Source organism: Paenibacillus sp. RC21, assembly GCF_044907935.1.
In the GTDB taxonomy this organism is placed as follows: domain Bacteria; phylum Bacillota; class Bacilli; order Paenibacillales; family Paenibacillaceae; genus Paenibacillus; species Paenibacillus terrae_A.
This window is the reverse complement of record NZ_JBIYCS010000001.1, coordinates 522,895-535,088: the sequence shown is the minus strand read 5'-3', so window position 1 is coordinate 535,088 and position 12,194 is coordinate 522,895. Positions and strand designations below refer to the sequence as shown.

General features: G+C 47.9%; 8 protein-coding genes. 2 read left to right on the top strand and 6 right to left on the bottom strand.

The features are described from left to right. Positions 1-69: 69 nt before the first annotated feature. The 3 genes from ABIA61_RS02550 to ABIA61_RS02540 form a co-directional block, all read right to left on the bottom strand. Positions 70-516, bottom strand: coding sequence for a GNAT family N-acetyltransferase (locus tag ABIA61_RS02550; RefSeq protein ID WP_404519164.1), 447 nt, complete (start codon positions 514-516; stop codon positions 70-72). A 131-nt stretch (positions 517-647) separates the two neighbouring features. After that, complete coding sequence (locus ABIA61_RS02545) at positions 648-2,147, bottom strand: UxaA family hydrolase (RefSeq protein WP_404580259.1); 1,500 nt, start codon at positions 2,145-2,147, stop codon at positions 648-650. A 17-nt stretch (positions 2,148-2,164) separates the two neighbouring features. After that, entirely contained in the window at positions 2,165-3,658 is a 1,494-nt protein-coding gene (locus ABIA61_RS02540) for a tagaturonate reductase (RefSeq protein WP_404580258.1), read from the bottom strand. 273 nt (positions 3,659-3,931) lie between these two features. Here ABIA61_RS02540 and poxB point away from each other — a divergent pair, with 273 nt between their 5' ends. Continuing rightward, positions 3,932-5,656: a ubiquinone-dependent pyruvate dehydrogenase gene (poxB, locus tag ABIA61_RS02535; RefSeq protein ID WP_404580257.1), complete on the top strand. Its 1,725-nt coding sequence runs from the start codon at positions 3,932-3,934 to the stop codon at positions 5,654-5,656. Positions 5,657-5,757: 101 nt separating this feature from the next. On the opposite strand, the gene ABIA61_RS02530 is transcribed toward poxB, so the two are convergent. From ABIA61_RS02530 to uxaC, 3 genes are all read right to left on the bottom strand, one after another. Next, on the bottom strand, positions 5,758-6,762 hold the full coding sequence (locus ABIA61_RS02530; protein ID WP_044645572.1) for a LacI family DNA-binding transcriptional regulator: 1,005 nt from the start codon (positions 6,760-6,762) through the stop codon (positions 5,758-5,760). 86 nt (positions 6,763-6,848) lie between these two features. Beyond that, positions 6,849-8,249, bottom strand: coding sequence for an MFS transporter (locus ABIA61_RS02525; RefSeq protein ID WP_283655743.1), 1,401 nt, complete (start codon positions 8,247-8,249; stop codon positions 6,849-6,851). 149 nt (positions 8,250-8,398) lie between these two features. Continuing rightward, positions 8,399-9,823 carry a glucuronate isomerase gene (gene uxaC / locus ABIA61_RS02520; RefSeq protein WP_404580256.1) on the bottom strand — a complete coding sequence of 475 codons (1,425 nt, stop codon included), beginning with the start codon at positions 9,821-9,823 and terminating at the stop codon, positions 8,399-8,401. Between the two features lie 614 nt (positions 9,824-10,437). Between uxaC and alsS the strand changes: the two genes are divergently transcribed. Further along, positions 10,438-12,135: an acetolactate synthase AlsS gene (gene alsS, locus ABIA61_RS02515; protein WP_283655741.1), complete on the top strand. Its 1,698-nt coding sequence runs from the start codon at positions 10,438-10,440 to the stop codon at positions 12,133-12,135. Positions 12,136-12,194 lie beyond the last annotated feature (59 nt).

Here is a 12,194-nt window from a genome sequence, read left to right as displayed (position 1 = left end):
TTTTTATGAGAAAAAATCCCATTTAAGCAGAGGTAAACGGGATTTACGGATTTGGTGAACTTCAATCGTTCAGTTGTTTTTCTCCAAATGAAGTAAAGGGAGTGCTCGCCCTGATCCGTCCAGTGCGGATCGACCTGTTTGTACAAAGCCATAATGTTTGTAAAAAGCGTGTGCATATTCGTTTTGCTCATTAACGTCCACTTTGAGGCATTTGCCTTTTATTTTTTCAGCGTGCTGGATTAAACGGCTGCCTGTGCCCTGTCCGTGCCGCTTAGGGTCAACGAATAACATCTCTATTTTAATCCCGTCCAGTCCGATAAATCCTATTGGATCTTGGGTTTCGTTCCATTCCATCCAAATCTCAACTTCTCTTAGTGCACCATTTCGCACGATATGATGGTAAAATTGAATGTCTTCTTCCGTCAAAAATGTGTGAGTCTGACGTACAGCCCGATGCCAAATATCTACGAGCTGATCATGATTTTCTTCCCGATAAGCAACAATTTCATTCTGCACTGCATATCCCCCCGTACTCGTAAAATTTCATTAAGTTAACTTTTCCAGTAAGTCTAGCATACTTATTAAGAGGCAAACAAACACCAAAAGGGAGACGGAATTCTTCCGCCTCCCCATTCGTTGTAATCCTTTTACAACGTAACACCGTTTTTAAAAATAGCCAGCTCTCTGAAATTATTCTTCTCGTTGTTCACCCAGGTTCCGCTGGCTACATCGACAATGTAATCCACAAAGCTGCGGAGCGCATCCTCCATACTAACTTCTTCCACCAGTGAACCGGCGTTATAGTCGATCCAATGGGGCTTGGCCTTATACAGCGGCGAGTTGGTCGAAACCTTCATCGTCGGAACGAAGGAACCAAAAGGCGTACCGCGTCCAGTTGTGAAAATTACGAGCTGGCAGCCCGCTGCTGCAAGCGCCGAAGAAGCAACCAGATCGTTCCCCGGTGCGCTGAGCAGGTTGAGTCCCTTGGTTTTGAGACGCTCCCCGTACTGAATGACATCGGTGACCGTGGAAGAGCCGGACTTTTGCGTACAGCCCAACGATTTATCCTCCAGTGTCGTGATGCCCCCTGCTTTGTTACCCGGTGATGGATTTTCGTATACCGGCTGCTTGTAATCCAGAAAATATTGCTTGAAATCGTTAATCAGATGCACGATTTTGTCGAATACTTCCTCGTCTGCCGCACGTTCCATGAGAATCGTCTCCGCACCGAACATTTCCGGCACCTCAGTGAGTACCGTCGTACCACCCTGCGCAGCCATATAATCCGACAGCCGACCGAGCAGCGGATTGGCGGTAATACCGGACAGGCCGTCAGAGCCGCCGCATTTTAGCCCGATATTCAGCTCAGCTAAAGGTACAGGCTCCCGCCGATCTTCCTGCACAGCCGCATAAATTTCATGAAGCAGCCGTACCCCTTCCTCCACTTCATCCGATACTTCCTGGGAAAGCAAAAACTTTACCCGTTCCGGGTCATATTCCCCAATAGCTTCCTTGAACTCCTTCATTTCATTGTTCTCGCAGCCTAAGCCAAGAACCAGCACGCCACCTGCATTGGAATGCTTAACCGCATCAATCAAAATCGTGCGCGTATATGCATGGTCGTCTCCCAACTGGGAACAACCATAATTATGCTTGAGCACAAGTGCATTTTCAAAAGGCGAAATATCGCCCGCTTCCTGCTTGAAACGATTTAAAATAAGCTCGGCAATCCCGTTCACACAACCGACCGTTGGCACAATCCACAACTCATTGCGAATCCCCACGCGACCGTCCTTTCTTCGATAACCCTGAAATGTACGACTCTCCTGTTCATATAAATGAGGCGCTGGCTTAGGCTTGTAAGTGTACTCCTCCACGCCCGTCAGATTCGTCTTTGTATTATGCGTATGCACATGCTGCCCTGCCTGAATGGGCTGAATGGCATGGCCGATCGGATATCCGTATTTCAGCACATTTCCACCTTCAGGAATGTCCTGCAATGCAATTTTATGCCCACGCGCCACATTCTCGGCCAGCACCACGCGCTGTTCTCCATGTGCTCCCCACGCCAACGTCTCACCCTGCTTGTAATCACGCAAAGCGACAGCCACGTTATCTTGATCATGAATTTGAATGAATTCCAGCATTCCAGTCTCCTCCTTGCTTATGCTCTGGGCACGCTGTTCCCGGTTAGAGAATCCAGCGTCTCCTTCATTCCCCTGCTTGTAATCTCATAGACATGCTGTGCCGTCTGTTCAGCCAATCCTGCAATCTGGTTCAGGTCTTGCCCCCACCAGGTTTGCTTGCCCAGTATCTGTGCCGTTAATTGCTTCGCTCCGGCAAGTGTTCCGTCATACCCGCTCCACAGCTCGCCAAACGCGGTCAACACTTCCGCTTCGTCTGCCAAAGCAATCGGTTCGCCGTCTCTCTTTCCCCGGTAAAATACGAATAAAGACGCCAGCGAAAATACCGTTTTTACAGGTAATGCCTTATGTTGCTCCACATATTGAAGCAGGGAAGGCAAATTACGTGTCTTGAACTTGGATATCGAATTCAATGCAATGCTCATGACATAATGACTCACATACGGATTATGAAACCGTTCAATGACATCATCGGCGTATACATTCAATTCCGCTGCTGGCGAATCCAGCGTTGGAATCACTTCTTCTCGAATGAGTGACTGGATAAAAGCACCCACGACATCATGCTCGACCGCCTGCCCTACCGTATCCAAGCCATATAAATAAGCGACAGGCGTAAGCGCCGTATGTGCCCCGTTCAAAATACGCACCTTGCGTGTACGGTATGGCGCCATATCGTCGACGATCAGTACGTTCAGCCCAGCCAGATGAGCAGGTAATTCTTCCTTGAGCCATTGTGGTCCTTCGATGACCCACAGGTGATACTGTTCACCGACAACGACCAGGCTGTCCCTATAACCCAACTCTGCTTGAATCTCTGTGATCCGGTCCTTGGGATAACCCGGCACAATCCGATCCACGAGGCTGTTGCAGAACGTATTCGCTTCCTCCAGCCAGGATGTAAACTCAGCCCCAAGCTTCCACTGATCTGCATATTTCAATACAATTTCCTTGAGCGCATCTCCATTGCGGTCGATCAGCTCGCATGGGATGATTACCAGGCCCTTGCCTGGATCTCCATTGAAAAATTGAAAGCGCTTATACAGCAAAGCAGCCAGCTTACCTGGAAAGCTCTTTTGCGGGCGATCTTCCAGCCGATCCTCCGGTCCGTAAGCAATTCCTGCCTCCGTCGTGTTCGATACGACAAAGCGCAGCTCCGGTTTTTGGGACAACGCCTCATATGCTGACCAGTCTGAGCTATACGGGTTAAGCCCGCGGGTGACGCACTCCACCAAGGTATGCTCCTTCACGGCCTGCCCGTCTTTCATCCCTTCGAGAATAACCGTGTACAGGCCATCCTGCTCATTAAGCTTCTCTACGAGACCTCCTGCCTGCGGCTGTACAATGACAACACCCGTATTCCAATCGGCTAGCTTATTCATTTTGTCAAATTGCCAATCTACAAAAGCACGCAGGAAATTCCCTTCTCCAAATTGCAGCACCCTCTCAGGATGCGGCTCTGTCACGATAAAGTTTTTTCTGTTTAGTTGGTCTAGTTCATCTACTTGTTTCATCCGGAGTAACCTCCCATTATTACCTTAATGATTTCAACAACATTTTATCACAATGCACACGTTAACAAAATAGTTTTCTCAACATTTTTGGTTTTTTAAAATATTAATGACAATAATATGAACACGTTAACATATAAACTTATGCAACCATTCGCGGATCTATGACTATCTTCCTGTTGTTTCGCACCTGAACCAAGGCGGTTAAGGCTAATTAGAATAGATGCAAGATAGCACGGGCAGGATAACGTTACTTACTAGGCAGGAGGAACATCTATGAAGACAATTGCAGATACTATTGTAGAAGTTTTAGTCAATGCAGGGGTCAAGCGAATTTATGGTATCGTTGGAGATTCCTTAAATAATATGGTTGATTCCATTCGCAGCGACGGTCAAATTGAATGGATTCATGTGCGGCACGAAGAAGTGGCTGCCTTTGCAGCCGGGGCAGATGCTGATCTTAGCGGCAGCATTGCAGTGTGCGCTGGCAGCAGTGGTCCCGGAAATCTGCATCTAATTAACGGATTATATGATTGTCACCGCAATCGGGTACCTGTACTCGCTATTGCGGCCCACATTCCAAGCGACGAAATTGGAAGCGAATATTTCCAGGCTACGCATCCCGAGCATCTTTTCGGGGAATGCAGCCACTTCTGTGAGGTCATTACGACTCCACGACAAATTCCAAGAACCGTTACGATGGCTATACAACAGGCCGTTTCACGTTCAGGTGTCTCCGTCATTGTTCTTCCCGGGGATGTGGCAGCTTTAGCAGCTGAAAAGGCGCCTATTCCTGAACATGTCTACCATCCCACTGCACCTGTGGTACATCCGTCAGCTTCGGAAATTTCCCGGCTGGCCGAGTACCTGAATAAAGGCAAACGAATCACTTTGTTATGCGGCTCCGGCTGTGCGAAATCCCACGAATTGCTCATGCAACTGTGCGACAAGCTGAAATCCCCTATGGTTGCTGCCCTTCGGGGCAAGGAATATCTGGAGTATAACAATCCTTATTATGCAGGCTTAACGGGGCTGATCGGGTATTCTTCCGGATACCATGCGATGATGGATTGTGACGTCCTGCTTATGCTCGGAACAGACTTTCCTTACAGACAGTTTTATCCCGAAAATGCAGTTGTGCTGCAAGTGGATATTGAGCCTGCCCACCTCGGCAGACGCACCCCTTTAACCTATGGGCTGTGCGGGGATGTAAAAGCAACGTTGGAAATGCTGCTTCCTCATTTAACGACAGAGCATGATTCCAAGCATTTGGAAAAAACCGTCTCCCACTATACCAAGGTGCGTCAGGAGTTGGATGAACTGGCGGTTGGTAAACCGGGCCATATACCGATCCATCCGCAATATCTCACCAAGGTCGTCAGTGACGCCGCGCATGAAAATGCCATTTTCACCTGTGATGTCGGTACTCCCACTGTATGGGCAGCACGTTATTTGCAAATGAACGGCCAACGCCGACTTATCGGCTCTTTCAATCATGGAACGATGGCAAGTGCATTGCCGCAAGCGATTGGGGCACAAGCCACTGAGCCTGACCGACAGGTTATTGCCCTCTCTGGCGATGGTGGTCTGACGATGCTGATGGGCGATCTGCTTACCCTGAAACAGCATCAGTTACCTGTAAAAGTCATTGTTTTCAATAACGGCGCCCTCGGTTTTGTTGAGCTGGAAATGAAAGCAGCCGGTTTTCTGGAAAACGGTACCGAGCTGGTGAATCCTGATTTTGGCGCTGTGGCGGAAGCCATGGGTCTCAAGGGAATTCGAGTCGAAGATCCAGCGATGCTGGAGGGCGCCATTCAACAGGCATTGGCTCACGATGGCCCTGTAGTAGTGGATGTAGTGGTCAATCGTCAGGAGCTATCCATGCCGCCCAAGATTAATCTCAAACAGGCTGAAGGTTTTACATTGTGGATGATGAAAGCTGTGCTGAACGGGCGCGGTGACGAAATTGTTGAACTGGCGAAAACGAATCTTTTACGATAAAAGCCGCCACACTCGCACATATTTGAATAAAAAAGGGGCAGGAACAGCGCGTCATGCACTGAACCTGCCCTTTATGGTTTGCCCTTTTCCAACAAAAAAACTTAACGCTGTCTGTTTGCCGTTGATTTCCGCTTCATGAGCGCGGTTTCCATAAATATAAGCTCGCCCTCGTTCGACGGTGACTGGATCCGTTCCAAAATACATGCGGCTCCACGCGCGCTAATCTGCTCAATCGGTCTTTTGACCGTCGTTAATGGCGGGGTTGTATACATCGAAAAGCCGATATCGTCAAATCCAATGACCGAGACATCGTCCGGTACTTTTAAGCCGTGCTCGAATACTGCGTTCATCGCCCCGATAGCCATATCATCGTTAGAGCAAAACACCGCCGTCGGTGGTTCCTCCAAGGAAAGCAACTGCTTCATCGCTTGGCTTCCACTTTCGGTGTCATAATGGCCATGCATAATATATTCGTGCCTAATCGGCTTGCCGCTGTCAATCAGCGCATTCATGAAGCCCTCGCGCCGTTGCTGGGTGGACTTAAAGCCTTCTACCCCTTCAATGATCGCGATGCGTTCATGACCGCTTTCAATGAGAAAAGAAACTGCCGCATAGGATCCTTCCTTATCGTTCGAAATGACATTCACAATGCCTGCCCCTGGCACCTGCCGATTCAGCACGACGAGCGGAATGCCCTGACCGAGCACATGATAAATAAACGGGTTGTCCGCCTCGCTCTGACTCATCAGGATGATGCCATCAAAACGTTTGCGGTGAATAGCCGAAAAATCGGCGTAATCGTCAATCCCTCCCACAAACAGATTGTAATCCACCCCAATGACATGATTAACTCCACGGATGGTGTCCGCAAAAAAGCTGGAGCTGGTGCCTTCTGAAATACTGGTGAAAAACAGGCCAATCGTATGCGAGCGCTGGAGCACAAGGCTTTTGGCGTTAAAATTTGGAATGTAATTGAGTTGCTCCGCCAGCTCCATAATTTTTCGTTTGGTATCTTCTTTGATCAATGGGCTATTGTTGAGCGCCCGGGAGACGGTCGTATGGGAAACATTCGCCAATTTGGCAATGTCTTTAATGGTAGCTGCCATATACGTATCCTTTCTTTACTGAGGCTCTAAAAAATTATATACCCACCATACCACAAGAGCCGCCCGGAAAAGAAGACTTTCACAAATTATACGCGGTTATCAGCATGTCGACGCTGTAGCTCTTGAACCATTTCTGCATGTCTGCTGTCTGTCAGCTTGTACAGTTTACCGATTACCAGCATGGCAATGAGCAGGGCAACAGCAGGATAGAGACACAGCAGCGCTTTAATTCCGAGCAGCGTTCCAGAGGTTTGAACCACATTCGGGACATACCCGATAAGCGCCAGCCCGATACCGGAAAGAAAGCCGGATAAGGATTGAGCCAATTTGCGTGAAAAATTAAACAGCGAGTAGGTAATCCCTTCTTTCCGCTCCCCGGATGACCATTCACCGTAGTCAATGATATCGGAGACAAAGGCCCAGGTAACCCCGTTAGGAATACTAATACCAATGAACGAAATACTGGCCAGAATGGTGAAAATATATACATTCGAAGGCATAAAGAAGTTCATGGAGTCGGCAATGACACTGACCAGCATCCCAAGCATGGCTGTTTTTCGTTTACCGAAGCGCCGCACCAGCTTGGGCAGGAACAATACACCCAGCAACGATGAACCGATTATAATAAAATTCATATAAGCCATTAATTCTACATGTCCCAAATTATATTCGGCAAAATAGATCAGCAGCGCGGACTTGATATTGTACGCGGATATGGTGAAAATCGTCATCAAAACGAGTACCAGCAGAGGCTTGTTCGTCGTAAAGGTATGCACGATCACGCCAAAAGAGAGTTTTTCCTTTGGACCCGACTGACTAACAATACGTTCCTTCGTTCCCCGATAGCATATCATAAAAGCGATCACACCAATGAATGACATGATTCCCATCACAACAGGATATCCCACATGATGGTTGGGAAACAGCAAAATAAGCGGCATAACGATGACACTGGTTACGAATAATGCTCCCAGTGAGCCTGCCTGACGGAAGGAAGATAATGAAGCACGTTGAATGGTATCCTGCGTAATAGCCGCCCCCAGTGAACCATACGGAATATTCACAATGGAATATCCAATCCCCCAGATCATATAGGACGCATAGGCATAAATAAGCTTGCCCGTTGGTGAGATGTTCGGCGAAATAAATGTAAGAACCGTAAGAATAGCAAGGAGAACGCTTCCAACGATAAGAAAGGGTCTGAATTTCCCGCGTGGACCAATATGCTTGCGATAGTCGACAAAGGACCCGACAATAGGATCGCAGATGGCAGCAAACAGCTTGCTGACCAGAAAAATACCTGCGGCTGCTCCTGCTGAAACGCCTGCTACATCCGTAAAGAATTTCAACAGGTACAACTGCCCCAAATCAAACATGAATCCGTTTCCAAAGTCACCCATACCGTAAGAAATCTTTTCTTTCAGGCTGATATGCTCACCTGTCTTGTTGTCAGTTTGGATGCTCTCCTGAACGATAGGCACTCCCATACCCTGCTCACTCCTCTATTTTCTTGTGATTACTTTCACATTCTTAATGAATACGTATTCTGTTTTCAATCCCCTTACCCGGAGCTTGAAAATACTCCAGGCAAGAGCATCTATTGAAATGTGAATTTACAAGTTCATCCTGTATATCATCACTTGCTGTGAACAACCGTCGGGAAATTAAAATATTGCTTGGCATTGTTGTAGCTAATATTTTGTACCATCTCTCCAAGCAGCTCCAGATCTTCAGGCGCCTTGCCTTCTTGTACCCACGTTCCGATCAGATCACAAAGTATCCGACGGAAATATTCGTGCCGTGTGTAGGACAGGAAGCTGCGGGAATCCGTCAGCATACCAATGAAGCGGGACAGCACACCGTAGTTTGCGAGCAGCTTCAATTGCTCCAGCATGCCTTCGATATGGTCGTTATACCACCATGCAGTGCCAAACTGGATTTTGCCTGCTGTTCCGCCGGACTGGAAGCAGCCTGCAAGACTTGCCAGCACCGGATAATCAACTGAGTTGAGCGAATATAAAATTGTTCGCGGCAGACCACCTGCCAGCTCCTGTGCGTCCAGCAATGCCGCCAGCGGACGAGCGATGGAGCCGTCATTAACCGCATCATAGCCTGTATCTGGTCCCAAGCGCCGGAACATGGCAGTGTTATTGTTACGCAGCGCGTGAATATGGTACTGCATAGCCCAGCCATGCTCTGCATACTGTTTTCCAAGGAATACCAGGACGTACGATTTGTATTTCGCCTCTTCTAATGGAGTTACATTGCCTTCCTCCAGCGCCTTGCTGTATATCGCTGCCGCTTCCTCACGTGTCGTTTCTTCATAAACGACTGTATCCAGCGCATGATCGGACACCCGTCCTCCGACAGCATGGAAGTGACGCACCCGGCTCGCCAGCGCGTTCAAAAATCCTTCCAGACCGGAAACATCCAGTCCGCTCACTTCACCCAATCGAGCTACCCAAGGCTGGAATGTCTCACGGTTAATCTCCAGCGCTTTGTCCGGGCGGAAGCTTGGCAGTACAACCACCGGAAAATCGGTCAGCTTGCTGATTTGCTTATGATATTCGAGATGGTCTGTCGGATCATCGGTAGTGCACACAACGGTTACCTTTGAATTCACAATCAGATCACGTGCCCCAAAGCCCTTTCCTTGCAGCTTTTGGTTCACCTTTTCCCAAATCACAGGCGCATTCTGTTCGTTCAGCAGCTCATGGACACCAAAAAAGCGCTGAAGCTCCAAATGCGTCCAATGATACAGCGGGTTGCCGATCAGTGTAGGCACGGTTTTGGCCCAAGCCAAAAATTTGTCATAGTCTTCCGCATCTCCGGTAATCAGGCGTTCCTCAACTCCATTGGCCCGCATGAGTCTCCACTTGTAATGATCCCCGTACAGCCATGCTTCCGTAATGTTTTTGAACGTTTTATTTTCGTAAATTTCCTGTGGACTTAAATGACAATGATAGTCGATAATCGGCAGATCCTTGGCATACTGATGATACAAAATTTCAGCGGTCGGATTGCTCAACAAAAAGTTGTCGTCTAAAAATGCTTTGGTCATGGCTCATTCGTCCCTTCTATAATCATGTTTCCGGATAATTGTTAACGTGAACAAAAATGAATTCGATACTTCTGCTATCCAGTAATAGCATTCAATAACGCATAGCAGGTTACCTGATTATATCAGATTATACCGCTATAATACGATACCTGTATGTCGAATCACCCTTGATTACTTCTCCTTAAATTTAATGTTTACGTTAACAACAATTACATTGTAACCGCTATCCTTTGCAGAGGAAAGTGATTTTTATCATGAGAAGGAACAAAAAAACAGACCTGGCCTCAACTTCGGCAGATCTGTTTCCTCCGTCCAACTTTATTTCAGACTATAGCCCGGCTTGCACAGGCTTGGTTCGCAACACTTGTTTTGTCACTCTGACATACGCCCCCTCACTTATTTTTGGGCATAGACATGGTTTGAAAATTCTTCATTTCCAAATCTATGCACTTTTTTATTTTTCCTCTTGAACCGCTCTTTGAAAACGTTTTTATAAATTTTCGCTCTTTTTCAGAAAATATCGCTCTTGAAAATACCAGTTTCTGTATTATAATTGTCATATACAACCAATGTTTTACATTGAAAGTAATTCATTATCATATTCCAAAGAAGAGGTGATCGCGTTGAGCACAAAAGTGCAAGCTATCCATACTAAAACCGGTACAAAAGGAGCTGACCTTGTTGTCGATTGCTTGATTAAACAAGGTGTAACACATATTTTTGGTATTCCAGGTGCCAAGATTGACTCGGTATTTGATGTCCTTCAAGAACGCGGCCCGGAGCTGATCGTATGCCGTCACGAGCAAAATGCCGCCTTTATGGCAGCTGCCGTCGGTCGCCTAACTGGTAAACCGGGCGTATGTCTCGTTACCTCCGGCCCTGGTGCGTCGAATTTGGCTACAGGACTTGTCACCGCAAATGCGGAAAGTGATCCCGTCGTCGCTCTCGCTGGTGCAGTTCCAAGATCCGAACGTTTGAAGCGCACCCACCAATCCATGGATAACGCCGGGTTATTCGAGCCTATCACCAAATACAGTGTGGAAGTGGAGCATCCCGATAGTGTGCCAGAAGCCATTACCAACGCATTTCGGATTGCGACCTCAGCACAGCCTGGAGCAACCTTTGTCAGTCTACCGCAGGATGTGTTGACTTCCTCATCCGAAGTAACCGCCATTGAGAAGCTTTCCCTTCCACAGCTTGGAACCGCACCAGCCGGACTTATCAAACAAGTAGCAGGCCAAATCAGCCATGCCAAGTTACCTGTTCTTTTACTCGGTATGAAAGCCAGCACTCCCGAAGCTACAGCAGCCATCCGCGCACTCATTCAGAACACAGATCTGCCTGTCGTTGAAACCTTCCAGGCTGCCGGAGCCATTTCCCGCGAGCTGGAGGACCATTATTTTGGCCGAGTGGGCTTGTTCCACAATCAGCCGGGTGACATGCTCCTTGGAGCCGCTGATCTGGTGCTGACCATTGGCTATGACCCCATTGAATACGATCCGAAAAACTGGAACATTCCTGCAAACCGAACCCTCATTCATCTTGATGATCATCAGGCGGATATCGACCATGATTATCAACCGGATTACGAACTGATCGGTAATATAGCTCTGATCGTGCGCAGTCTCGCAGAAGAATTGCCTGCATTAAAGCTGTCTGAAACCTCATGCGCCCAACTGAACCGTCTCCGCCACGATCTAAACGAACAAGCTGCCGTCCCTGCCCGCAAGCACGACTATCTGATTCATCCATTACAATTCATTCGTACTCTGCGCAGCCTGATTGATGATAATGTTACGGTCACCTGCGATGTTGGTTCCCACTACATTTGGATGGCCCGGTATTTCCGATCCTATGAGCCGCGTCGCCTTCTGTTCAGTAACGGGATGCAGACGCTGGGTGTAGCTCTCCCCTGGGGCATTGCTGCCACTCTCGTTAATCCCGGTCAAAAAGTCGTTTCCATTTCCGGCGACGGGGGATTTCTTTTCTCATCCATGGAGCTTGAAACCGCGGTACGTCTCAACTCCCCACTTGTACACATCGTATGGAGAGACGGCACCTACGACATGGTCGCTTTTCAACAACAGATTAAATATGGCAGAACATCCGGCGTAGAATTCGGAGATGTGGATGTCGTGAAATATGCCGAAAGCTTCGGGGCAACCGGATTGCGTGTGCATTCCCCTGAAGAACTGGAAAGCGTATTGCAACAGGCACTACATACCGATGGCCCCGTGGTCGTCGATATTCCGATTGATTATCAGGATAATATCCAATTGGGACGTAAACTGCTGCCCAATCAGTTAAACTGACTTCACAGTTACCCAAACGTGACGAATTCGTGACATTGAATGGAGTTTAACGTTTTCTC